The sequence below is a fragment of the Prescottella sp. GW823-FHT02E09 genome, assembly GCF_058797375.1.
Genome location: NZ_JBXAJP010000005.1, coordinates 306955 through 329859 on the forward strand (window position 1 = coordinate 306955; position 22905 = coordinate 329859).

Annotated in this window: 22 protein-coding genes and 1 tRNA gene; 3 read left to right on the forward strand and 20 right to left on the reverse strand. The window is 68.4% G+C overall.

All coding sequences use genetic code 11. The features are described 5' to 3' along the window. Positions 1–158: 158 nt before the first annotated feature. The 10 genes from AC1RIF_RS14995 to AC1RIF_RS15040 form a co-directional block, all read right to left on the reverse strand. Positions 159–2189 carry a bifunctional copper resistance protein CopD/cytochrome c oxidase assembly protein gene (locus tag AC1RIF_RS14995; RefSeq protein WP_492602147.1) on the reverse strand — a complete coding sequence of 677 codons (2031 nt, stop codon included), beginning with the start codon at positions 2187–2189 and terminating at the stop codon, positions 159–161. A gap of 36 nt (positions 2190–2225) precedes the next feature. Then, entirely contained in the window at positions 2226–3464 is a 1239-nt protein-coding gene (locus tag AC1RIF_RS15000; RefSeq protein WP_492602148.1) for a VWA domain-containing protein, read from the reverse strand. Further along, entirely contained in the window at positions 3461–4093 is a 633-nt protein-coding gene (locus AC1RIF_RS15005) for an SRPBCC family protein (protein ID WP_492602149.1), read from the reverse strand. Before AC1RIF_RS15005 ends, AC1RIF_RS15000 begins: the two co-directional genes overlap by 4 nt. Before the next feature lie 19 nt (positions 4094–4112). Beyond that, a complete protein-coding gene (locus tag AC1RIF_RS15010; protein WP_492602150.1) occupies positions 4113–5012 on the reverse strand; it encodes an AAA family ATPase in 900 nt (299 codons plus the stop codon). Beyond that, positions 5009–5599, reverse strand: a complete 591-nt coding sequence (locus AC1RIF_RS15015) for a nucleotidyltransferase family protein (protein ID WP_492602151.1) — start codon at positions 5597–5599, stop codon at positions 5009–5011. The genes AC1RIF_RS15010 and AC1RIF_RS15015 overlap by 4 nt, the downstream gene beginning before the upstream one ends. Beyond that, positions 5590–6495 carry an XdhC family protein gene (locus tag AC1RIF_RS15020; protein ID WP_492602152.1) on the reverse strand — a complete coding sequence of 302 codons (906 nt, stop codon included), beginning with the start codon at positions 6493–6495 and terminating at the stop codon, positions 5590–5592. Before AC1RIF_RS15020 ends, AC1RIF_RS15015 begins: the two co-directional genes overlap by 10 nt. Positions 6496–6508: 13 nt before the next feature. Then, the gene (locus AC1RIF_RS15025; RefSeq protein WP_492602153.1) at positions 6509–8908 is read right to left on the reverse strand and encodes an aerobic carbon-monoxide dehydrogenase large subunit; all 2400 of its coding nucleotides are present in this window, start codon (positions 8906–8908) and stop codon (positions 6509–6511) included. Next, positions 8905–9402 (reverse strand): (2Fe-2S)-binding protein, encoded by a 498-nt coding sequence (locus AC1RIF_RS15030; RefSeq protein ID WP_492602154.1) that lies wholly within the window; start codon positions 9400–9402, stop codon positions 8905–8907. The genes AC1RIF_RS15025 and AC1RIF_RS15030 overlap by 4 nt, the downstream gene beginning before the upstream one ends. Before the next feature lies 1 nt (position 9403). Next, positions 9404–10294, reverse strand: coding sequence for an FAD binding domain-containing protein (locus AC1RIF_RS15035; protein ID WP_492602155.1), 891 nt, complete (start codon positions 10292–10294; stop codon positions 9404–9406). Between the two features lie 108 nt (positions 10295–10402). Further along, positions 10403–11530: an XdhC family protein gene (locus AC1RIF_RS15040; protein WP_492602156.1), complete on the reverse strand. Its 1128-nt coding sequence runs from the start codon at positions 11528–11530 to the stop codon at positions 10403–10405. Positions 11531–11618: 88 nt separating this feature from the next. Here AC1RIF_RS15040 and AC1RIF_RS15045 point away from each other — a divergent pair, with 88 nt between their 5' ends. Together AC1RIF_RS15045 and AC1RIF_RS15050 are read left to right on the forward strand one after the other, a co-directional pair. Further along, positions 11619–12572, forward strand: coding sequence for a LysR family transcriptional regulator (locus tag AC1RIF_RS15045; RefSeq protein WP_492602157.1), 954 nt, complete (start codon positions 11619–11621; stop codon positions 12570–12572). A 47-nt stretch (positions 12573–12619) separates the two neighbouring features. Next, positions 12620–12696, forward strand: a tRNA-Arg gene (locus tag AC1RIF_RS15050). Positions 12697–13142: 446 nt separating this feature from the next. On the opposite strand, the gene AC1RIF_RS15055 is transcribed toward AC1RIF_RS15050, so the two are convergent. The 7 genes from AC1RIF_RS15055 to AC1RIF_RS15085 all read right to left on the reverse strand — a co-directional run bounded on the left by AC1RIF_RS15055 (position 13143) and on the right by AC1RIF_RS15085 (position 18487). Next, positions 13143–13424 (reverse strand): hypothetical protein, encoded by a 282-nt coding sequence (locus tag AC1RIF_RS15055; protein WP_492602158.1) that lies wholly within the window; start codon positions 13422–13424, stop codon positions 13143–13145. A gap of 41 nt (positions 13425–13465) precedes the next feature. Continuing rightward, complete coding sequence (locus AC1RIF_RS15060) at positions 13466–13993, reverse strand: DUF4236 domain-containing protein (protein WP_492602159.1); 528 nt, start codon at positions 13991–13993, stop codon at positions 13466–13468. A gap of 15 nt (positions 13994–14008) precedes the next feature. Then, a complete protein-coding gene (locus AC1RIF_RS15065) occupies positions 14009–14404 on the reverse strand; it encodes an excalibur calcium-binding domain-containing protein (RefSeq protein WP_492602160.1) in 396 nt (131 codons plus the stop codon). Positions 14405–14624: 220 nt separating this feature from the next. After that, entirely contained in the window at positions 14625–15005 is a 381-nt protein-coding gene (locus AC1RIF_RS15070; RefSeq protein ID WP_492602161.1) for an Rv1352/Rv1906c domain-containing protein, read from the reverse strand. Positions 15006–15135: 130 nt separating this feature from the next. Then, entirely contained in the window at positions 15136–15384 is a 249-nt protein-coding gene (locus AC1RIF_RS15075) for a hypothetical protein (protein ID WP_492602162.1), read from the reverse strand. A gap of 585 nt (positions 15385–15969) precedes the next feature. Next, positions 15970–16932: an esterase/lipase family protein gene (locus tag AC1RIF_RS15080; protein ID WP_492602163.1), complete on the reverse strand. Its 963-nt coding sequence runs from the start codon at positions 16930–16932 to the stop codon at positions 15970–15972. Positions 16933–17134: 202 nt separating this feature from the next. Then, entirely contained in the window at positions 17135–18487 is a 1353-nt protein-coding gene (locus AC1RIF_RS15085; protein WP_492602164.1) for a glycoside hydrolase family 183 protein, read from the reverse strand. A 427-nt stretch (positions 18488–18914) separates the two neighbouring features. Here AC1RIF_RS15085 and gdhA point away from each other — a divergent pair, with 427 nt between their 5' ends. Continuing rightward, positions 18915–20258: an NADP-specific glutamate dehydrogenase gene (gene gdhA, locus AC1RIF_RS15090; RefSeq protein WP_492602369.1), complete on the forward strand. Its 1344-nt coding sequence runs from the start codon at positions 18915–18917 to the stop codon at positions 20256–20258. A gap of 66 nt (positions 20259–20324) precedes the next feature. Here the strand turns inward: gdhA and AC1RIF_RS15095 are convergent, their stop codons facing one another. From AC1RIF_RS15095 to AC1RIF_RS15105, 3 genes are read right to left on the reverse strand one after another with little or no spacing between them, the layout of a single operon-like run. Then, the gene (locus tag AC1RIF_RS15095; protein ID WP_492602370.1) at positions 20325–20534 is read right to left on the reverse strand and encodes a hypothetical protein; all 210 of its coding nucleotides are present in this window, start codon (positions 20532–20534) and stop codon (positions 20325–20327) included. A 14-nt stretch (positions 20535–20548) separates the two neighbouring features. Further along, positions 20549–21730 (reverse strand): fatty acid desaturase family protein, encoded by a 1182-nt coding sequence (locus AC1RIF_RS15100; RefSeq protein ID WP_492602165.1) that lies wholly within the window; start codon positions 21728–21730, stop codon positions 20549–20551. A gap of 33 nt (positions 21731–21763) precedes the next feature. Next, complete coding sequence (locus AC1RIF_RS15105) at positions 21764–22876, reverse strand: ferredoxin reductase (protein ID WP_492602166.1); 1113 nt, start codon at positions 22874–22876, stop codon at positions 21764–21766. Positions 22877–22905 lie beyond the last annotated feature (29 nt).

Sequence of the window (22905 nt, forward strand, 5' to 3'; positions counted from 1 at the left end):
GAACGGCGAACGCACCGCCCGGTTGGGACGGTGCGTTCGACGATGCCGTGGATTCGGGCTCGAATCCGGGTCCGGACGAATCTGTGGACGAACCCGAGTCGTATCCACAGCCTCGCCCGGGACCCGGGTTCGGCGACGGTTCGTGTCGTGCGGGTGTGCTACCTACCCGACTCGCGGTCACGGCGGGCCAGTTCGGCGAACATCGCATTGTGTGCGGCCAGGTCGGCGCCGTCGTCGCGGTCGGCGGCACGGTCGACTCGCTTGGCGGTCTTCTGGTCGCTGCGCGACCACTGCACCAGCAGGGCGAGCATGACGAGCACCAGGGGGACCTCGCCGGTGGCCCATGCGATGGAGCCGCCCAGCCGCTGGTCCTCGAGCAGGTCGGCGTTCCAGCCCAGCCCCAGCGAGCGGTAGAACGTCGCACCCATGACCTCGCCCATGCTCATGAGCGCGATGCCGAAGAACGCGTGGAACGGCAGCGACCCGAACACCATCGCCAACTTGGTGATGGGCTGCAGCTGCCGCGGTGACGGGTCGATGCCGATGACGACCCAGTAGAACAGGTAGCCGCTGAGGATGAAGTGCAGGTTCATCAGCACGTGCGCGGTGTGGCTGTCGACGTTCGCGCCGAAGATGCCGCCGAGGTAGAGCGCGTAGAAACCGCCGACGAACAGCACCGACGCGACGATCGGCTGGGTGAGGAATCGGGAGATCGGGCTGTGCAGGAACGCGAGCAGCCACTCGCGGGGACCTGGCACACCGTCCTTGCCCGCCGGTCGCAGCGCTCGCAGCGCGAGGGTGAACGGGCCACCGAGCACCAACAGAACGGGAGCCAGCATCGACAACGCCATGTGCGCACCCATGTGGACGCTGAACATCGCCGGGGCGTACCGGCCCACACCCGAGGAGGTGCCGATCAGCAGCACGGCGCAGCCGCACATCCACGCGATCGTGCGACCGACGGGCCAGCTGTCGCCACGCTTGCGCAGCGTGCGCAGCCCGACGATGTAGAGCACCGCGAGGACGATCGCGGCGGTGCCGAAGATCAGGTCGAAACGCCAGTCCGTGACGAAACGCCCGAAGGTCGGCGGGCCGTCGAGGTTGTAGCCGAGTTCCACCTCGGTGAGCGTCGGCAGCGTGGCCGGTGGCGGCGGCGGGGTACGACCCAGGCCGACCGCGATGCCGATCGTCGCGGCGAACACGAGCGCCTCGGCGCCCGCGAACCGAATGAGCGCGCTGCGAGATTCCGGGTTGGCTGCGAGCGCGGGAAGCGCCCGGCGACGCTGCATCCAGCCGAACACACCGAGCAGGACCAGCGCGACGACCTTGGCGACGATCAGTCGCCCGTACGTGGTGGTGAACAGATCACCGATCGGCAGTCGCACCAGCGCATTGATCACACCACTCAGTGCCATCGAGACGAAGCAGATGGTCGCCACGAACGAGAACCGGCGCGCCGCGACGTCGGTGTAGGCCCCGCGCCGGCGGGCGTGTGCGAGTAGCGCGAACAGGCCACCGGCCCAGAACGCCGCCCCGACGAGGTGCCAGATCAGGCTGTTGGTGGCGACGTCGTGCGAACCGCCGGACGACGAGTGCCCGGTGACTGCGAGCGGCATCATCGTCGCGACGCTGAGCGCCAACAGGAACGGCGTCCACGACCAGCGCAGCACGATCCGCGACAGGATCGCCAGCACGACGGCCAGGATCGCGGTCCACTGCCAGGCCACGGCGGTCTCGACCTGCCCGATCGCGGAGAAGAGGTTGGACGGCTTCGCGGCCTCCGAGAACGGCTGGCCGGACGTGTCCGACAGCGTCAGCGGCACCATGATCACAGAGCACAGCGCCCACGCGAACGCCGCGGCCGAGGCGGTCCGGATCGCGCGGTAACCGTCGACGTCGAGGACTCCCGACTTCTGGGGCGGCACCAGGAACGCCGCGAACAGCAAGGATCCGACCGCGATGACGGCGGCGACCTCGCTGACCGCGCGCAGCGCGGGTAGACCGTAGGTGGTGAAGGGTCCCGGGTCGGGGATGCCCATCAAGACCAGCGCCTGGGACGCGGACATCGCCACGACCAGCGCGGCGACGAGCCCGGCGAGAACGCCGCTGACCGCGTACACGACGCCGGATCCTGCTCGGGGTGGACTGACGGGAGCGTGGTCGGACTGCTCGCGCAGGGGTGTTGCCATACCGACAAGGGTAGGACCTACGACAATCTGTCGGACTTACGCCTCACCCGAGTCGCGGGCACGCGCGACTAAAGCGCTCCGGGCGACGGTCGTCAGCATTTCCCCGAGCGCGGCGATGGTGTGTGCCGAGAGGAAGTGGTCGCAGTGCGGCAACGCCGCCGCCATCGACCCGGCCGACGGCTCGAATCCCGGTGTCCCAGCACGCGGATTGAGCCACACCACCCGGTGTGCCCGCCGCCGGATGCGGGCGACGGCGCGGGCCAGCGCGGCGGGCTCGTCGCTGTCCCAGCCGTCCGACGCGACGATCACGACGGCGCCGCGCAGGGCGTTTCCGTGTGGTGAGGACAACAGTGCCGCCAGGCTGCCGGCGATGTGTGTGCCACCGAACCTGTCGACGACGCGCTCGCTGGCTCGCGCGACTGCCACGTCCGCGCTGTGGTGCGCGAGGACGGGCGTCAGCCGGGTCAGATGGGTCGAGAACGCGAACACCTCGGCATTGCCCCGCACCACCGCCGCCCGCATGAGGTGCACGTACACGTCGGCGTATCCGTGCATCGATCGGCTCACGTCACACAGCAGGACGATCCGCCGGGGTCTCTCGCGCCGGCGGGACCGCACCAGGCGGACCGGTTCGAATCCGGTGTCGCGGGCCCGGCGCATCGTGGCCCGCAGGTCCACCCGACCGTGTCGGTGCGGTTCGCGGCGACGGCTCGGCCGGCGGGGCCAGTGCGGCTCGGTCTGTTCGAGCCAGCGGCCCAGCCGTCGCAGGTCGTCGTCGCGCAGCAGTCCGAACGGTTCGTCGGAGATCGCCTCGAGGGGGCTCGGCAGCCGCAGCGTCACCGCGGTCGCCGCGCCGTCCACGCTCCGGTCCGGCGCCGGGGTCACGGTGGTGTCGAGGGTCGCCCACGGCGGTGCGGCCCGTCGACGGTGCCCGGTGGCGGCTCCCCCGTCGTCGGACCCGGCGCCGGCCCGCGTCCGGTTCGTGTGCGTCGCCGACGTACGGGCTGCGGGGTCGAGCGCGAGTACCGCGTCGTCGAACACGGCAGCGAAGACCGCGTCGAACCGCTCGATGTCGGTGTGCCGACCCACGAGGCTGACCCGCGCGGTCCAGTACAGCCGTCGCCGACCGGTGGGTGGCAGTGCCCGCAGGGCCTCGGTGAACCGGGCGGCGCCGCTCGCCGAGACGTCGATCCCGGCGCGGCGGGCGCGGGTGACGAGCGCGACGGCGAACGCCGCGAGGTCGACGCCGCGCAGCAGCGCCGCCGATCCGGTCACGTCCGCCGCGAGCGCAGGATCGTGAAGACGACGACGGCGGCGACGACCGCGACGATCCACGGCAGCGCGCGCCGCGCCGTCGACCCGCCGGCCAGCTCGATCAGGTCGATGGGCTGTACCTCCGGTGGCGCTGCCGAGCCGACCGGCAGCGGTACGACGTCGTCCGGGGCGGCCGGCTCCGCACCGTCCGCGGCGAGCTTGTCCTCGAGCGACGCCGCGAACTGGCCCATGAGCTTCTCGGAGACCTGCGCGATCATGCCGCTGCCGAACTGGGCAAGTTTGCCGACGATCTTCATGTCGGTGTCCACCGTGACGCGGGTCGCGCCACCGTCCTCGTGGAGGCGGGCGGTGATCGTGGCCGATGCGTTGCCGCTGCCGCGCTTCTCCCGGCCGCGCGCATCGATCACCGCGGTGTGGGAATCCTCGTCCTTCTCGGTGAACGATGCCCGCCCGGCGAACTCGCTCGTCACCGGGCCGACCTTGATCTTCACGGTGCCGAGGTAGTCGTCGCCCTCCCGTCCGGTCATCGTGGCGCCGGGCAGCAGCGGTGCGATGCCCTCGAGATCGGTGAGGACCTCCCACGCGCGGTCGATCGGTGCATCGACGGTGAACTCGTCTGCGATCTTCATGCCGGTCCTCTCGGTCGTCTCAGGGGGTTGTCCGGCCGGCCGCGTACTCGCCGGCCGCCTCGGCCAGCACGACGCGGTCGTCGGGGGTCTTCGCGATCGCGCCGAGACTCGCAAGGGCGGCGGCCGGCGCCAGATCCGCGGCCCCGAGTGCCGCGAGCGCGGACACCCAGTCGATGGCCTCCGCGATGCCCGGCGCCTTGTCGAGGTCGAGGGATCGGGCCGACGCCACGAAGTCGGTGACACCGGTGATCAGGGCGGTGTCGGCGCCGGGCACGGTGCGGCGCAGGATCGCGGCCGCCCGCGCGGGCGCCGGGTAGTCGATCCAGTGGTAGAGGCAGCGGCGGCGCAGCGCGTCGTGCAGGTCCCGGCTGCGGTTGGACGTCAGGACCACGGTGGGCGGCCGCTCCGCGACGAACGTGCCGAGTTCGGGAACCGTCACAGACGACTCGCCGAGGAACTCGAGCAGCAGCGCCTCGAATTCGTCGTCGGCACGGTCGATCTCGTCGATCAGTAGCACCGGTGGGAGCGGACCGCGGTGTCGCACACACCGCAGGATCGGACGCTCCTGCAGGAACTGCTCGGTGAACAGGTCCGCCTCCCGCAGCCGCTCCCCGTGCGCCTCCGACAGCCGCACTGCGAGCAACTGCCGCTGGTAGTTCCAGTCGTACAGCGCCTCGTCCGCGCCGAGACCCTCGTAGCACTGGAGCCGCACCAGCGGCGTCCCCAGTGCGGCGGCGAGCGCCTTGGCCGCCGTCGTCTTGCCGACCCCCGGCTCGCCCTCGAGCAACAGCGGTCGGCCGAGCCGCAACGCGAGGTACAGCGCCGTCGCCGTGCCCTCGTCGAGCAGGTAGTCCTGCGCGTCGAACCGTCGCGTCAGGTCCTCGATGTCGGCGAACGCGGGGGCGGCGGAAGCGATCACGACGCGTCCCGGTCCTGGTCGAGCAGTGCCCGGTAGCCGTCCCACGTGTCGACGTCGAGCGGGATCCGGCCCTCGGCCGGGATCTCGAACGTGTCGGCAACGGCGCGGTCGAAGAGCTTCCACACCGCCTTGTCCCCGTACAGCTCGGCGAGGTCACCGAACACACTGCGCCCCAACCACAGTGGATGCCCCGGGCCGTCGGCGTACCGGCACAGGCCGATGTTCTCGAGCCGCCCCCGCTCCACCAGCGCCCGCACGGTGGCCGGTGTGACACCGGGCTGGTCCCCGAGCATCAGCACGATCCCGGACGCCAGGGGATCGACCTCCGGTAGCGCCGCCTTCACCGATGCCGAGCATCCGCTCCCCGCGTCAGGACAATGCACGACCGTGCAGCCGCGCAGGTCGACCAGGTCCTCGATCGCGTCCGCCGTGCCGGGCACGGTCACCAGCAACTGCCGGAACCGGCACGCGCGCGCGACGGCGAGAGTGGCGTCGAGCAATGTCGCGCCGCGGTACGGCAGCAGTTGCTTCGGCCGGCCCAGCCGCCGCGACGCGCCGGCCGCCAGGACGAGTCCGGTCACGAACATCGCGCACGCTCCTTCTCGTAGGTACGCCGACACCCGGGCGCGCAGAACCAGTAGTCCTCGCCGTCGATCTGCAGGTGCGGGGTGTCGTCGTCGACGGTGACGGTCATGCCGCACACCGGGTCGATCACGGTCAACGCGGCGCCGACCTCCCCCACGCTCGCCTCCCCTGCCTCGTAACGACTTCCGACGGGAAGCTGCTCGACGCGGATCGCCCGCACCAGTTCGGCGAGGATCGACACCGCGATCTCGCCGGGAGTGCGGGCGCCGATCGGCAGCCCCGCGGGCGTGTGCACGACGGCGCGCTGCGCGGGATCGAGGTCCAGTTCGGCGACGACGGCGGCACCGCGCACCCGGCCGGCCACGAGCCCTACGTACCCGGCACCGGTGTCGAGCGCCGCCCGGATCGCCGTCGGCTCGTCCCCACCCAGGCTTGCCACGATCACCGCGGTCTCGTCCTCGACCGGTTCGACGCCGCGACGGACGTCCAGGTCGAGACGGCCCGCCAGGTCCGCGACGGCGTCGGCGACCGGTGTCGTGCCGACCACCCGCACGATCGGGGCGGGCAGGCACGGCTCGAGGAAGATCTCCATCGCACCACCGGACAGGCACGGATTGACGACGACACTCGCGCCCGGCGCCTCCGGGTAGTCCACCCCGCCGTCCGGCAGGATCCGCAGCAGCAGGCTCTCCCCCGACTCGAGGACGTCGGCCGCCGCGCCGCGCACCGAGTTCTGGGCGCAGTGTCCGCCGACGAACCCCTCGATCGTGCCGTCCCCCAACAGGATCGCACGGTCACCCGGCGACGCCGACGTCGGCTGCTGGGCACGGACCACCGTCGCGCGCACGAACGGGCGCCGCTCGCCCGTCAGTTGTGCGGCGCGCGCACTCAGGTCCATCGCACTCTCCTCGTCAGATCGGCGGGGTCGGTCGACCCTGCATCGCCTCCCATACCCGCGACGGTGTCAGCGGCATGTCGGCGTGCCGCACCCCGAACGGCTTGAGCGCGTCGACGACGGCGTTCACCACGGCCGGAGGCGACCCGACGGTCGCGCTCTCACCGATCCCCTTGGCCCCGATCGGGTGGTGCGGCGACGGGGTGACGGTGAAACCGGTCTCGAGGTGCGGCACCTCCAACGCAGTGGGGATGAGGTAGTCCATGAGCGAGCCGCCCAGGCAGTTGCCATCCTCGTCGAACGCGATGATCTCCATGAGCGCCATACCGATTCCGTCGGTGATGCCGCCGTGCACCTGCCCCTCGATGATCATCGGATTGATGCGGGTGCCGCAGTCGTCGACCGCGAGGAAGCGACGCACCTTCACCACGCCGGTGCCCGGATCGATGTCGACGACACAGAAGTAGGCGCCGTACGGGTAAGTGAGATTCTCGGGGTTGTAACAGATCTGGGCCTCGAGGCCGCCCTCGATGCCGTCGGGCAGGTCCCCCGCGCCGTACGAGCGCATCGCGATGTCCTGGATGGTGACCGCCGCCGACGGATCACCCTTCACGTGGAAGTGCCCCTTCTCCCATTCCAAGTCCGATACGGAGACCTCGAGAATTCCCGACGCGATGATCCGTGCCTTGTCGCGGACCTTGCGCGACACCAGCGCGGCCGCGGCACCGGACACCGGGGTGGATCGGCTGCCGTACGTGCCGAGCCCGAACGGGGTGTTGTCGGTGTCGCCGTGCACCACGTCGACGTCCTCGGGCGGGATGCCGAGTTCCTCGGCGACGATCTGCGCGAACGTCGTCTCGTGCCCCTGCCCCTGGGTCTGCACCGAGATCCGGACGACCGCCTTGCCGGTGGGGTGCACGGTCAGCTCGCAGCCGTCGGCCATGCCGAGGCCGAGGATGTCCATGTCCTTGCGCGGGCCCGCGCCGACGGCCTCGGTGAAGAACGACATCCCGATGCCCATCAGCTCACCGCGCTCGCGCTTCTCGGCCTGCTCGCGGCGCAGCGCGTCGTAGCCGATCATGTCCATGGCCTTGCGCATCGTGGTGGCGTAGTCGCCGGAGTCGTACTTCCAGCCCGTCTTGCTGGTGTACGGGAACTGTTCGGGCCGAAGCAGATTCCGCATCCGCAACTCGGCCGGATCCATGTCGAGATCGAACGCGAGGCAGTCGACCAGGCGCTCCACCAGGTACACCGCCTCGGTGATCCGGAACGAGCACGCGTAAGCCACCCCGCCGGGTGCCTTGTTGGTGTAGACGGCGGTCATCGTGCAATACGCGGCCTCGAGGTCGTAGCTGCCGGTGAACACCCCGAAGAAGCCGGCCGGGTACTTCACCGGCGCCGCGGTCCCGTTGAACGCGCCGTGGTCGGCGAGGACGTCGGTGCGGATCGCGAGGATCTTGCCCTCGGCGGTCGCGGCGATCTCCCCGACCATGATGTAGTCGCGGGCGAAACCGGTGCTGGTGAGGTTCTCGCTGCGGTCCTCCATCCACTTGACGGGCTTGCCGGTGAGCAGCGAACCGACGATCGCGCACACGTAGCCCGGATAGATCGGGACCTTGTTGCCGAACCCGCCGCCGATGTCGGGAGAGATGACACGGATCTTGTGTTCGGGCAGCCCGGCCACCAATGCGTACAGCGTGCGGTGCGCGTGCGGCGCCTGGCTCGTGGACCACAGCGTGAGCTTGCCGTCCACCGCGTCGTAGTCGGCGACGGCACCGCACGTCTCCATCGGCGCCGGATGAACCCGGGGGTAGACGATCTCCTGCCGCACCACGACGTCCGCCCTGTCGAACGCCGCCTCGGTGGCCTCCGCGTCCCCTGTTTCCCAATCGAAACAGTGGTTGTCGGTCTTGCCGTCGAGGTCGGTGCGGATCACCGGGGCGTCCGGTTCGAGCGCGCGGCGCGCGTCGATGACCGGATCGAGAATCTCGTACTCGACGTCGATCAGCTCCAGTGCATCGCGCGCGGCGTAGCGGTCCTCGGCGACGACGAACGCCACCTCCTGCCCCTGGAACCGCACCTTGTCGGTGGCGAGGACAGCCTGCACGTCGTTCGACAGCGTCGGCATCCACGCCAGGCTCTTCTCGGCGAGGTCCGCCCCGGTCACCACCGCCGCCACCTTCGGGTGCGCCTGCGCCGCGGTCGTATCGATGCGCACGACGCGGGCGTGCGCGACCGGCGACCGCAAGATCGCCAGGTGCAGCATGCCGGGCAGTTGGACGTCGTCGACGTAGCGGCCCCGGCCCCGGATGAACCGAGGGTCCTCCTTGCGCAGCATCCGGCCGTGCCCGCACGGCTTCTCGTCGTTCGCGACCCGGTCCGGGTCCACCTCGGCCGGTTCGTCCAGCGTGGTCACGACGCGCCTCCCGTCGTCACGGTGTCGGTCGTCGCACCGCCGTGCTCGGCGGCCCAGCGGACCGACCGGACGATGGTCGTGTAGCCGGTGCAGCGGCAGATCTGGCCGGAGATGGCCTCGCGGATGGTCTGCTCGTCGGGGTCCGGATCGCGATCGAGCAGGGCGCGGGCGGTGATCATCATACCGGGGGTACAGAAGCCGCACTGCAGTCCGTGGCACTGCATGAATCCCTCCTGCACGGGATCGAGCACCCCGTCGGTCGCGAGGCCCTCCACGGTGCGGACGTCTCGTCCACCGGCCATCACCGCGAGCATCGTGCACGACTTCACCGGCTCACCGTCGACCGACACCACGCACGTTCCGCAGTTGCTGGTGTCGCAGCCCCAGTGTGTTCCGGTGAGCCCCAGCCGGTCCCGCAGGAAGTGGACCAGCAGCATCCTTGGCTCCACATCCTCGGACACCTCGGTGCCGTTGACCGTCATCGTCACCTGCATGTCACGAGTCCGTTCCGTCGAGTGTTCCCGAGGCACGCTGTGCGGCCGTCCGCAGCGCGCGGACGGTCAGTTCCCCGGCGAGATGGCGCTTGTAGGCGGCGGTTCCGCGCGGGTCGGTCACCGGATCGCAGGCCTGCCCGGCGAGGACCCCGGCCTCGATGAACACGTCCTCGGACAGCGCCAGTCCGCCGAGGTACTCCCCGATGGCGGCGACGCGGGCGGCGTCGGGTTGCACCGCGGTGAGCCCCACCCGGGCACCGCCGATCCGCTCGCCGTCCAGCCACATCGAGGCACCTGCGGCGGCGATCGCCCAGTCACCCACCCGCCGTTCCACTTTCGCGTACGCACTGCCGCCGGCGTGCTCGCGCGGGATGCGCACCTCGACGAGGATCTCGTTGCCGCGCACCGCGGTCTCGTAGGGCCCGACGAGGAAGTCGTCCATCGGCACCTCACGCACCCCCGTCGGTCCGCGGACGACGCACACGGCCCCGATCACCGAGCACACCGTCGTCAGGTCCTCGGCGGGGTCGGCCTGGCACAGCGACCCGCCGATGGTGCCGCGGTTGCGGACGACCGGGTCGGCGATCACCCGTTCGGCGTCCCGGAAGATCGGGAACAACTCCGCGAGGTCGTCGGACTCCAGGATCTGGCGGTGCCGCACCATGGCGCCGATCCGCACGGCGCCGGGTTCGACGGTGATGTCGCCGAGTTCGGCGACCAGATCGTTGATGTCGATCAGATACTCGGGGTTGGCGAGGCGGAGTTTCATCATCGGCAGCAGGCTGTGCCCGCCCGCGACGACCCGTGCCTCGTCACCGAGTCGGTCGAGCAGCGCGATCGCGTGCTCGACGTCGGTCGCGCGTTCGTATTCGAACAGTCCCGGAACCTGCATGTGGCACCCCTCACGCCGCCGGATACCCTCCAGCCTGTGCCCGGCCGAGGGCGCCGTCAAGCACGATTCAGGGATCACTTGATCGCGTGCGCGCCGGACCTGTCGTGATCATCCGGATTGCTCGTGGTGAATTCGTCCGTGCAGGTCACGCAGGGGAAGCCCACCGCCGCCCCACCGCCGCGCGATGATCTCCGCTGCGATCGACACCGCCGTCTCCTCCGGCGTCCGGGCCCCCAGGTCCAGACCGATCGGACTCGACAGGCGGGCCAGTTCGTCGTCGGTGAGCCCCGCCTCGCGCAGCCGCGCTAGCCGGTCGAGATGCGTGCGTTCGGAACCCATCGCCCCCACGTACCCCACCTCCGGCAGCCGCAGCGCCACTTCGAGCAGCGGGACGTCGAACTTGGGGTCGTGGGTGAGTACGCAGATCACTGTGCGGCCGTCGATCCGACCCGCCGCGGCCTCGGCGGCCAGGTAGCGGTGCGGCCAGTCGACCACCACCTCCTCGGCCGTCGGGAAACGACTCGCGGTTGCGAACACCTCCCGCGCGTCGCACACCGTGACGCGGTACCCGAGGAACGCGCCCTGCCGCGCCACGGCGGCCGCGAAGTCGATCGCACCGAACACCAGCATCCGCGCCGGCGGTGCGTAGCTCGCGACGAACACGCGCATCCCGTCGCCGCGGCGCTGGCCCTCCGGCCCGTACTCGAGCACCGCCGTCCGGCCCGCGGCGAGCAGTCCGCGGCCGTCGTCGGTGACGGCCTCGTCGGCACGCGGCGACCCGAGCGAACCCGTCGACGTCTCCGGACGGACGACGAGATGCCGGCCGACCCGTGTGCGGTCCTCGTGGTCGATCACGGTGGCGACGGCCACCGGCCGGCGGGCTTCGACGTCGGCCGCGACATCGGAGAGGTCCGGGAACGTGCGCGGCGAGACGGGCTCGACGAACACGTCGAGGATGCCGCCGCACGTGAGCCCGACCGCGAACGCGTCGTCGTCGCTCACTCCGTAGCGCTCGAGCACCGGCTCGCCGGTGGCGACCACCTCCGACGCCAGTTCGTACACCGCGCCCTCGACGCACCCACCGGACACAGATCCGGCGACGACGCCGTCCGGCGCCACCACCATCGCGGCCCCGGGGGCACGCGGCGCGGACCGGAACGTGGCGACGACGGTGGCCAGTCCGGCGGTGTCCCCGGCCCGCCAGGTTTCGAGCAGATCGGGCAACACGTCACGCATCGAGTCGGCCTCCAGCCCCGGCCGTCGACGCAGGTCCGACGGGCCGAATCGCGGATGTCGATCTTTGCCGGGACGTACCCTCGATTCCGTGACACCCGCTCAACTGCGAGCCTATTCCGCGGTGGTGCGACTCGGATCGGTTCGAGCGGCCGCCCGCGAATTAGGCATGACGGATTCGGGCGTCTCCATGCATATCGCCCAGCTCCGCAAGGAGCTCGACGATCCGCTGTACTGCCGCCGGCCGTCCGGCCTCGCGTTCACGCCCGGCGGGCTGCGCCTCGCGAGCCGGGCCGTGGAGATCCTGGGGTTGCAGCAGCAGACGGCCCTCGAGGTGAGCCAGGCCGGACACGGACGACGGCTCCTACGGCTCGCCGCATCACCCCTTTTCGCCGAGCACGCCGCCCCCGGGCTGATCGACATGTTCGCCGGGCGGGCGAAGGATCTCGCGGTGGAACTCAGTGTCCACCCGGTCCGCCAGTTCGCGAGCCTGATCGCGTCCCGGGCGGTCGACGTCGCGCTCGGCCCCCGCATAGTCGACGGCGAACCGCTGTGCGTGCACCCCTTCCTGCACTACGAGGTCCTCACCGTCTGTGCACCCGATCATCCACTCGCCCATACACACCCGTCGCGGCCCCGGCTGCGCGAGCAACAGTGGTTCCTCGGCCCGTCCGCAGCCGGCGGCGACGGCGCGATGCGGCACCTGCTGCGCGCCCTCGACATTCCCCGGGACCGGCAGCGGATCTTCCAGAGCGACGCCGCCGCCGCCGAGGCTGTCCGACGCTCGTCCGCGCTCACCCTGGCCCTCGGGTTCGCGGTGGGCGACGAACTGTCGGAGGGATCGCTCGCCCGGATCGACGGCCCCGACCTGCGCGCCACGGGCGAATGGTGCGCCACCACGCTGCACCACCAGCACCTGCAACCCGCGGCATCCGAACTGCTGCACTTCGTCAGCACACCGCGGTGCATCCAGGCGATGATCCGCGGCACCGGCGTCGAAGTGACGCACTTCAAGCCGAAGGTGCACGTGACGCTCTGGAGCTGACCCGGATGCACAGATCATCCCCATTCAGCGGGTATGCTTTCCCGCGCGCCTCCGTAGCTCAGTTGGATAGAGCAAGAGCCTTCTAATCTCTAGGTCGCAGGTTCGATTCCTGCCGGGGGCACCATTACAGCAGGTAGACAAGGCCGCGGGCCCGAGTCGGAAGACTCGCCGTCCGCTCCCCCATCGGTTTCCCACCGGATTCAGCCAGGTCAGCGGCTGGATACGAACGTCGATCGTCTGATCGATGATGTCTACCACCAGGTCATGGACCCGACCATGGCCGAAACAGTCGTCCCTGGTCGAGTGCCGTCGCCAGCCCCCGACGGTAGTCAGCTCCCGATGTGGGTTACCGAGAACCCGGTGGTCCGGGTGACCAATTGACGACCGGGCAAGATCGGCACCACAGGTGTGCGTATCGATTTCGGCTCAGGCTTGCCGCCGGACCCCGATCCCGTCACCGATCACCCGTGAGACAAGCCATTCTGAACAACTGGCACTTCAACGACGCTGCAGTCGCCCGCGAGTGCCGCGAACCGCGCCCAGGTTTGCACCAGTAGCGGAGACGGTCGACTAGTCCAGTGGCGCCGGCTGGTAGTTGCCGTACAGTCCATCGTCCTTACCAGCTAGGTACTCCTGGTGTTGTTCGTCAGCGCGGGCGGCCAGGGCGGCGTTGTCGGCACGCTCCTTCGCGGTCCGTTCCTGATGCCGTCGAGCCGCGGCCGTGAGGCCGGCGTAGGCGCCCCACACCGCCAGGCACACGACCGCGAACCCGACGATCCACTTCCAGAACGCGAACACCAGCCCGATCGCAATCAGGATCGCGATCCCGCCAGCCTTACTGTTGCCCTTCATGATTGCCCCTCATGCCTCGGCCCCTGATCCCGGCGGCAGGCTCATGCGCGTCGCCGAGTCGGCGTGACGCGCGTATGACTCGACCACTCCGCCCCCGTCCAATAGCGCTGTTGATCGGTTTTGTACGGGTCTTCGTACCATCCAGCCTGGGTAGGTAGACGTGGCTTGCTCTGCCGGCCGGAGTCGGAGTTGTCGAAGAGCAGTGCGACACCACCGAGGAGGAGCACTCCCGCGATCACGATTCCAATGACGAATCCGGAGCTGATCGAGGGGATTCCGATCATGGCGGCTAGAGCGATCGCGCAGAGACCGTTCGTGGTATTCGAGTACTCCTTCTTCGGTGGAGTTGGCTTCGCCGCCTTCGGAGCCGCCGCAGCCTGTCTCGTGGTCCCCCTGATGACCTTCGTGTCGTAGACGCCGGTTCCCGGGACACGGATGGTTCGCCGGACTTTGCCGTCAGCGCCCCTGCTGACGCGGAGGGGGCCGGCTCCGACGCTCACTCCCAGGCCGCGTTGGGACGCGGTCAGGCGGACTGGCCCGAACTTCCTCGACTTGCGGAACTGAACCATGGTGCGCTCCCAGATCTATTCGCAGGCGACGCCATCACCGTCGCGGTCCAGCTTGCTGCTGTAGCCGGGATCGCCGCTGTAGAGGGGTGCGGCGCCTGCTGCTTTCGCGGCTTTGCAGTTCGGGTAGTACGCGCTCGCTGCGGGAGCAGGTGCCGGTGCCGGTGCCGGTGCCGGTGCCGGAGCAACCGCTGCCGGAGCCGGAGCGGGAGCGGGAGCAGGGGCCGGGGCGACGAGCGGTGCAGGCGCGGATGCCGGTTCGTTCACGATCGGAGCCGGCACGGCAGGCGGCGGTTCGACAGCAGCCGGAGCGAGCCACGGCGTCGTTGTCGGCGGAACCGCGGTGGTTGTTGTGACCTTGGCGGTGGTTGTCGTGGCCTTGGCGGTGGTGGTCGCCTTCGTAGTTGAAGACACAACCGTGGTGGTGGTCTTCGGTGAGCTGGAATCGTCACCGCCGCAGGCAGTCAGCGCGAACGCTGCCGACAAAACCACGATTCCCGCACCTGTGCGCCGAACGATCGAACTAGAGACACGCATTTTCAACATCCCGTCTGTGAGTGCAGAAAAGGCGTGTCCCAACCAGGACTGGCTGGGACACGCCTACCTGTGGTCAGGCACCGGCCAAACCCTGTGTTCAGCGGCCCATCAGCGAGCCGAGCAGCGAACCCGCAAGCGATCCGGCTGAGCCGTTGTTCGCGCCACCCACGATCGAGCCCGCGAGCGACCCGGTCAGAGATCCGGCATCCAACGAACCGGTCAGCGAGCCGGTGTCCAGTGAGCCCGTGCCACCGACAAGGGTCCAGTCGGCACAACCCGCAGAGATGAACGCGTCATCGCCACGCTCGATCGTGACCTGGCCAGGCCCCGTCAACTGGCCGACCGCGATCGGCTCCACACCCATCGGGGTGACCTTGGCGCGAGCCCAGGTGCAGGGCTGCCATGGACCCATGACGGAGCCGTCGGTGCTGTAGGTGCCGGGCGCGATGTCGATCCCGACCCGGTACACGCCCTGCATTCCCGGGAACGTTGTTGCCGCAGAAGCGACCCCCGTGCTGCCAAGGACGATTCCTACCGATGCTGCTGCCACTACGCCAGCAGCCATGAACTTCCGCACTCTCGATCCCCCACATGTTCTTTCGTCTGAATCAAACGTGGGGACCATAGCCCAGGATTCGGACAAACCGGTCGGCCGACAGGGTGAACGTGAGGGTGAACCGGCTTCGAGGCCAGCCGGCGTTCCGGATTTCGCCGACGATGCACTCGATGTCGCGGTAGCCCCTGCGAGCCGCATCGATGGTGGCCTCGTCGCGTCGGCTCTCCGCGCAGTCGAGATCGTCTACACGGCGTGTCCGCCGATCGACTGCTTGTTCACTGGACCCCAGATCGTTTCTCACACAAGCAGTGTGACGGCACGCAGAGCCGACTGACAGAGACCTGCATCCGCTGGCCATCGCCCCAATCGCGCCAGCAACTCGGGACGACTCGAGTGGTGGCCAGAAGCGTGATCCCCGCGACCGCGAGCGCGAGCGCGCTGCAGGCTCCCGAAAATTCTTACGATCGTGCCGAAGTTCACGACCACCACGGGGTAGACAGATCCGCGATCTACGAGGACGTACGCCTCCATGACCGTCAAGGCAGGCCGATCGGGCACGACGATGCTCGTGCACTGCTCTCATGCGAGAGCTACGACGCGGTCGCCCGCTCGATCACCCCAGACATCTCGAACCTGGATCAGACCCGACTGGTCTCAACGATCGGGTTCGGCGGACCTGGCGCTCGGGGCTTTCCGGACCCGATGTCTTTCGGACCCTCACGGTCGATGGGAACTGCAAGCACCTGGATTCCATCAATTCGGCTACCGAGGCGCGCGCCCTCCCGTCGCACGAGGCGGTGGTCGAAGAGCACTCGAAGAACATGGCCGATGCCGTCAATGCCGACCTCATGCAGACGATCACGTAATAGCGCTTCCGCCGTCTTCCTCACCCGATCGGCAGCCCAGTGAGCGGCGAGATCATCATGCACGGCACCGGACGCGGGTGCTCCGGGTCCAATGCGTTGAGCACGTGCACGGCCGCGATGGGCGACGCTCCGAGGGCCGCGTGCTCGGAGTAGTCCTGCGGGCACTGGTCCTGCACCACGATGTTGGTCGTCTCGGGCCCGGGCACCAGCCCGCTGGTGTACGGCACCACCAGTTCGTCGTAGCGGGTTGCGATGTTCGTGTAGGTGACGCCCGGCGCGTAGGGGCTCCCGCCTTCGTTGATCTTGTCGACGAAATCGGCGCCCGGCGCCATGTCGAGACACGAGGCGCAGAGCTGGCCGAACGTCTGTTCCTGCAGCGGCCTGAGCCCGTTCTGCTCGACGAAGGACGTGATCTCGCCGGCCCAGAATGCGCCGGCCCCACCCCACAGCGGTGCCAGCGAGACGTACTTGTCCACCTTCGCGGCGCCGCCGAGGAACTTCACGTAGTAGTTCGGCATCAGGGTGCCCTGCGAGTGACCGACGATGTCGACCTCGGTCGCACCGGTGGCGGCGAGGACCTCGTCCACGAAATCGGAGAGTTGCTCGGCGCTCTGGTCCAGCGGCGTCAGCGCACCGAGGGCGCTGGCGGGCCATGTCGCACCGGGTCTCGTGCCGTAGGTGGGCGCGAACACGCAATAGCCTTCGTTCTTCAGCAGCGGAACGTAAGTGGCCCAGTTGGTCTGCCTGTTGGCGCCGGTGCCGTGGACAAGCACCACCGGCACGGGGTGCTCCGCGCTCGGCCTGCAACTCCAGTCGTTCGATCCGGGAATCGAGCCGCCGGGATTGGCGGCCTCGAGCCCGATCCCGTCATAGAAGTTGTGCGGGACCGGCATCTGATCGGCCACCGCCGTCGGCGCCATTGCGACCGGACCGTAGCCGGCGATCACAACGAGCGCGAGGATGCCGATGAACGACCTGCGCATACAGTTCCCCCCAAGTCGCCGACCTGACCCCCGACCGGTCGAAACCTAACACCCGCAGGTCAATCCGGATCCACAATTCCCCGCTGTGCGCACTTGTCGTTCCCCGACCCCGCCCTCGAACACCGACAAGTGCGCAAAACGCGGGGCGGCCCGCCCCCCCCCGAATGCCGGGGACGGGCCGCACTTCACGAAGCAGGCGAAATCACTCGACGTCGGCGGCCTCGACGAACCCTTCGGGGGTCTGGAAGCCTTCGAGCCGCTGCTCGCCGGTGACTGCGGGGTCGGGGCTGTCCATCGGAACCGCGGTCCTGAGATTCATTCCGCCCAGATCGGACTTCATGTAGATCACGTTGTACCGATCCCAGGTCGTCAGTACGAAGTACAGATCCTTGCCTGTCGACCAGGGATGCATGAACCCGCCGTACAGCGACGGCAGCAGCGTGCCACTGATCAGGGTCCGCTTGCCGACCCACGGACCCTCGGGGCTGTCGGCCACACGCATCACGAGACCGTTGAGATCGGTGTACATCGCAATGTACTTACCGAGGTAGTCGTTCCACTGCACCGACAACTCGCTGACCTTGCCGTCGATCACGGGGACCGCATCCGTGAGGGTCGGACTCCAGTCCGATCCGTTCCAGTACTGGTACGCCTGCGGGTCGGCGATCTGAGTCTTCAGCACGCGCGCGAGTCGCGCCTGTCCGGAACGTCCTGAGGGCGTACCGAATTCGTAGACGTAGTCGTCTCCATCTCGGCCCGGCAGGAAGGCACTCATCTGCCAATTCTTGTTGGCAGTGGACGCGGCAGGTATGTCGTCGACGATCGGAATCGGGAACTCGAGACCGTCGCGGTTGATGCGGACGGTCGCGGGATCGGTATGCCAGGTCTCCCCGTTGTCGGTCGAGGTCGCGAGCCCGGAGTAGTTGGTGGTCCACTCGCCCGGCGTGTCCCACGACCGGACGGACATCCACCGCACGTACTGGACCCCGTCGACGGCGACGCCACCGGTCGGGATGACGGTGAACTCGGGGAAGCCGCCGCGCAGGTTCGGGAGCAGCCCGTCGATAACCTGCTTCGAGAAGCTCGGTGCTCCGAGCGGCGAGCTGTCGATCCGCAGGCCGTCAGCCAGCTCTTCGTCGCCGCTGCGGAACAGGACGTTGCTGCGCCACTGGTCGCCCTCGATGCCGCAGTCGCCGACGGTGTCACCGAAGAGCACCATGACTTCGCGGTCATCGCCGGTCTTACCGGTGTCCCACATGATCCCGAGGTCGGTACCGGAGACGCTGAATCGTTCGATGCTGTTGTTGGGGCTGCCCGGACCGGTGACCATCTCGATGGCCTTCGTCTTGCCCGTCAGCACCGGCAGCGCACCGTTGGGAGCGCCGGTGATCCACGGGAGCGAGTTGATGAGCGAACCCGTCGCGCTGCCGAGGCTGCCCGAAGCCAGGCTGCCCAGACTCCCTGAGCTTCCGGCGCTGCCGGAACTTCCTGCGCTACCGAGACTTCCGCCGTTCTGCCCACACGGTCCCCCGACCGCGTTCGCAGGTGTCGCCATTGCAACCGAGAGTCCGACAGTGACTGTCGCAGCGGACAGTGCCGCCGTCCATCTTCTCTTCGTTGCTCTCACAGACCGATTTCCTTCCAAGTGGCCGGGGAGGCAATGTGTGCGCGGCCCAACCGCTGATTCCCCCCGGATTCGTGCATTGATCAACGAGCAAACCATGAAACACCCAAGATAAAGGCGTTACTCATGTGATTTCTGTGAAAGCTGCGACTCGACGCGGCAATCACGCGCCGGTCTCCGTGGCGAACGCCGCCTCCTGTTCGGGTGACGCCGAACCGATCTCACCCGCCCTGCGTAACACGATGTTTACACGTGTCCAATCTCACTTTCCCCAGGTAACCGTCGAAGTGTAGGTCGGCTACGGACTATCGTGTAACGGAAAGATTAATAAGTTCTCACGGAATCAGGTAGGTGAATGTTGTCTGTACGCGACCGCGTTGAGGAGATCTACGAGCAGGTCCTGCTGCGCAATGCCGGCGAGCCCGAATTTCACCAGGCAGCAGCCGAGGTCTTCGAATCTCTGCATGTGGTCCTCGAGCGTCACCCCCGCTACGCCGATTCCGGCCTGATCGAGCGGCTCTGCGAGCCCGAGCGTCAGATCATCTTCCGCGTGCCGTGGACCGACGACAACGGCAACGTGCACGTCAACCGCGGTTTCCGTGTCCAGTACAACAGCGTGCTCGGCCCCTACAAGGGCGGCCTGCGCTTCCACCCGAGCGTCAACCTGGGCATCGTCAAGTTCCTGGGCTTCGAGCAGATCTTCAAGAACGCCCTCACCGGCCTGCCCATCGGCGGCGGCAAGGGTGGCTCGGACTTCGACCCCAAGGGTCGTTCCGAGGCCGAGATCATGCGCTTCTGCCAGTCGTTCATGACCGAGCTGCACCGCCACATCGGCGAGTACACCGACGTGCCCGCCGGTGACATCGGCGTCGGCGGCCGCGAGATCGGCTACCTGTTCGGCCAGTACAAGCGCCTCACCAACTCGTACGAGTCGGGCGTCCTCACCGGTAAGGGCCTCACCTGGGGCGGCTCGATGGTCCGCACCGAGGCCACCGGCTACGGTGTCGCATACTTCACCGCCGAGATGATGGCCGCCAAGGGCGAGAGCCTCGAGGGCAAGAAGGTCGTCGTGTCGGGCTCCGGCAACGTCGCGATCTACGCCATCGAGAAGATCCACCAGCTCGGCGGAACCGTCGTGGCCTGCTCCGACTCGGCCGGCTACATCGTCGACCCCAAGGGCATCGACCTCGAGCTCCTCAAGGAGATCAAGGAAGTCAAGCGCGCCCGCATCTGCGAGTACGCCGACCAGGTCCCCCACGCCACCTACGTCGAGGGCGGCTCCATCTGGGACGTCGAGTGCGAGATCGCGCTCCCCTGCGCCACCCAGAACGAACTGGACGAGGACGCCGCGAAGAAGCTCGTCGCCGGCGGCGTGCAGGCTGTGGCCGAGGGTGCGAACATGCCCACCACCCCGCAGGGCATCAAGGTCTTCCGTGACTCGGGCGTCGCCTTCGCACCGGGCAAGGCCGCCAACGCCGGTGGTGTCGCCACGTCCGCTCTCGAGATGCAGCAGAACGCCTCGCGCGATTCCTGGAGCTTCGAGTACACCGACGAGCGTCTGTCGAAGATCATGCGCGGCATCCACGAGCGCTGCATCACCACCGCTGCCGAGTACGGCCAGCCGGGTGACTACGTGCACGGCGCCAACATCGCCGGCTTCGTGAAGGTCGCCGACGCGATGTTCGCCATGGGCGTCATCTGATCCACCAGCACCACGAACGGCTCGGGCCGGCATCGTCCTTCGATGCCGGCCCGAGCCGTTTCCCGTCTACTGGTCGGGTCGGTCCTCGCCCGCGTCCTCCCGCGCCTTGCGCGCGGCCTCCCGCATCTCGATGCCGTCGGTGATCCAGTCCCCGATCTCGCGGGTGACGTCCCGGACCGCTCCGGTGATGATGACGGCGATCCGGCCGACGTGTGTGGCCGCGGATTCGGTGAGATCCTGCACCGTGTCCTTGCCCCGTTCGAACTTCCCCACCATGTTCGACGCGCCTCTCATGCAGCGGTTCTCCGACGCTCGACGATAACACCGCGCACCGGTGCGGGGCCGACGAGCGACGGCGGAAGAGCGAGGCGGAAGATCTTGGCCCACACCGAGCCGATCTGCCGGAAGAAGCCCCCGGTGTTGTAGGGCAGACCGTACTGTTCGCACAGTTCACGGACCCGCGGCGCCATCTCCGGGTAACGGTGCGCCGGAATGTCCGGGAACAGGTGATGTTCGATCTGGTGCGACAGGTTGCCCGACATGATGTGGAACAGCGGGCTGCCGCTGATGTTCGCGCTGCCCAGCATCTGCCGCAGGTACCACTGTCCGCGGGTCTCGTCGGCCGTCTCCTCCTCCGTGAAACTCTGTACACCCGAGGGGAAGTGGCCGCAGAAGATGATCGAGTAGGCCCACACGTTGCGCACCACGTTGGCGGTGGCGTTCCCGAGCAACGTCGAGACGAACAGCGGCCCCGACAACATCGGGAACACCGCGTAGTCCTTGAGCACCTGACGACCGGCCTTGCTCCACCAGCCCTGCACCAGTGGTTTGACGTCGGCCCAGCTGCGTTTGCCCTGAATCACGTTCTCGGCCTCGAGGTCGTGCAGCATCACCCCCCACTCGAACAGGAACATCAGTGCCGTCGCGTACACCGGGTTGCCGAGGTAGTAGGGGTTCCAGCGTTGAGCGTCGTCCATGCGCAGGATGCCGTATCCGATGTCGCGGTCCCGGCCGACGATGTTGGTGTACGTGTGGTGCAGGTAGTTGTGCGAGTGCTTCCACTGGTCGGCCGGACACACGGTGTCCCATTCGAACACCCGCGAGTTCAGGCCGGGCTCGCGCATCCAGTCGTACTGGCCGTGCATGACGTTGTGGCCGATCTCCATGTTGTCGAGAATCTTCGAGATCGACAGCGCGCCGACGCCGGCGAGCCAGAACGGTGGGAGGAACCCGAGATACATCAGGCCGCGACCTGCGACCTCGAAGCCGCGCTGCGCCTTGATGATTCGATAGATGTACTCCCGGTCGACGGCGCCCAGGTCGGCGACGACCTCCGCGCGCAGGGCGTCGAGGTCCCGGCCCAGCGCCTCGACGTCGTCGTAGCTCATGACCGCGATCTCGCCCCGCGTTTCCGGTTCACGCTCCCAGAACTTCAGGAAGCCGGGCACGCCCGGCAGGCTGATTCCGAACATCGTGTTCTCCTGTCTGTCGTGTGATCGGTGGGATCAGAGATCGACCTCGATGTCGCCGATCGGCGCGGAGATGCACAGCTGAATCGGCTGATCGGGGTCATCGTGGGTGTCACCGGTACGGATGTTGCGGGTGCGGCCGGATCGCTTGACCGCGGTGCAGGAGAAGCAGATCCCCATCCGGCAGCCGTACTCGGGTGTCAGTCCGGCGGCCTCGGCCTGCTCGAGGATGCTCGCCCCCGAGTTGTCGGCGGTGACACCGCTGCGCGCGAACGAGACCGTCCCGCCCGCCGTGTCGACCGGCCCCGTCGAGCCGATCACGAACCGTTCGGTGTGCAACTGTTCACCGAAACCGTCGGCGTCGAGCAGCTGCCGCACGGCCGACGTGAGCGCGTCCGGACCGCACACGAACACCTCGGTGCCCACCCCGAAGCCGGGGGCCACCCGCTCCAGATGCCCGCGGCAGAAGTGCCGACCGTCGGCATCCGCCCGCGTGGTCTCGACCAGTTCGATCGCGACGTTGTCATGCGCCTCGTCGATCGCGTGCAGCTCGTCGCGCGCGGCGATGTCGTCGACCGTCCGCGCGTAGTGCAGGAACGCGATCCGACCGGGATAACCCTCGTCCAGCAGCGTGCGCAGCATCGACAGCACCGGCGTGATGCCGCTGCCGCCACTGACGAGCAGCACCGAATCGGGCCGGTGCACCGGCAATCGGAAGTCACCGGCGGCCGGCGACAGGTCGACGACCATGCCCTGCTCGGCGTGTTCGTGCAGGTACTGCGACACGAGCCCGCCGGGATGGGCCTTCACGGTGAGCCGGATCGGATCACCCGCGCGGTGCCGCGAACCGGTCGGCGAGTAGCAGCGCACGTGGCGGACGCCGTCGATCACGACGCCGACCTGGACGAACTGCCCCGCATCGAATCCGCGCCACTGCCGGGTGGGCCGTAACTCGAGGGACACCGAATCCGCCGTCGGCCGCGATACCGCCACCACGCGGGCACGCATGTCGCGCACGGTCGCCATCGGGTCGACCAGTTCGAGGTAACGGTCCACGGCGTGCGGGGTGGCCATCGACTCCAGCAGCGCGAGCAGCGGGTGCCGTCGGCGTCCGATCGAACTCACGGACGGTTTAGATCTCACAGCCATGACCTTCTCCTCGTCGGAGCGCCGCCCCG

What these genes read in the sequence shown, in the direction of transcription:
- AC1RIF_RS14995 (WP_492602147.1), bottom strand. Translation starts at nt 2,189, where the DNA reads ATGGCAACACCCCTGCGCGAGCAGTCCGACCACGCTCCCGTCAGTCCA.
- AC1RIF_RS15005 (WP_492602149.1), bottom strand. Translation starts at nt 4,093, where the DNA reads ATGAAGATCGCAGACGAGTTCACCGTCGATGCACCGATCGACCGCGCG.
- AC1RIF_RS15015 (WP_492602151.1), bottom strand. Translation starts at nt 5,599, where the DNA reads ATGTTCGTGACCGGACTCGTCCTGGCGGCCGGCGCGTCGCGGCGGCTG.
- AC1RIF_RS15020 (WP_492602152.1), bottom strand. Translation starts at nt 6,495, where the DNA reads ATGGACCTGAGTGCGCGCGCCGCACAACTGACGGGCGAGCGGCGCCCG.
- AC1RIF_RS15030 (WP_492602154.1), bottom strand. Translation starts at nt 9,402, where the DNA reads ATGCAGGTGACGATGACGGTCAACGGCACCGAGGTGTCCGAGGATGTG.
- AC1RIF_RS15035 (WP_492602155.1), bottom strand. Translation starts at nt 10,294, where the DNA reads ATGCAGGTTCCGGGACTGTTCGAATACGAACGCGCGACCGACGTCGAG.
- AC1RIF_RS15040 (WP_492602156.1), bottom strand. Translation starts at nt 11,530, where the DNA reads ATGCGTGACGTGTTGCCCGATCTGCTCGAAACCTGGCGGGCCGGGGAC.
- AC1RIF_RS15055 (WP_492602158.1), bottom strand. Translation starts at nt 13,424, where the DNA reads ATGAAGGGCAACAGTAAGGCTGGCGGGATCGCGATCCTGATTGCGATC.
- AC1RIF_RS15060 (WP_492602159.1), bottom strand. Translation starts at nt 13,993, where the DNA reads ATGGTTCAGTTCCGCAAGTCGAGGAAGTTCGGGCCAGTCCGCCTGACC.
- AC1RIF_RS15070 (WP_492602161.1), bottom strand. Translation starts at nt 15,005, where the DNA reads ATGCAGGGCGTGTACCGGGTCGGGATCGACATCGCGCCCGGCACCTAC.
- AC1RIF_RS15080 (WP_492602163.1), bottom strand. Translation starts at nt 16,932, where the DNA reads ATGCGCAGGTCGTTCATCGGCATCCTCGCGCTCGTTGTGATCGCCGGC.
- AC1RIF_RS15085 (WP_492602164.1), bottom strand. Translation starts at nt 18,487, where the DNA reads ATGGCGACACCTGCGAACGCGGTCGGGGGACCGTGTGGGCAGAACGGC.
- AC1RIF_RS15095 (WP_492602370.1), bottom strand. Translation starts at nt 20,534, where the DNA reads ATGGTGGGGAAGTTCGAACGGGGCAAGGACACGGTGCAGGATCTCACC.
- AC1RIF_RS15100 (WP_492602165.1), bottom strand. Translation starts at nt 21,730, where the DNA reads ATGTTCGGAATCAGCCTGCCGGGCGTGCCCGGCTTCCTGAAGTTCTGG.
- AC1RIF_RS15105 (WP_492602166.1), bottom strand. Translation starts at nt 22,876, where the DNA reads ATGGCTGTGAGATCTAAACCGTCCGTGAGTTCGATCGGACGCCGACGG.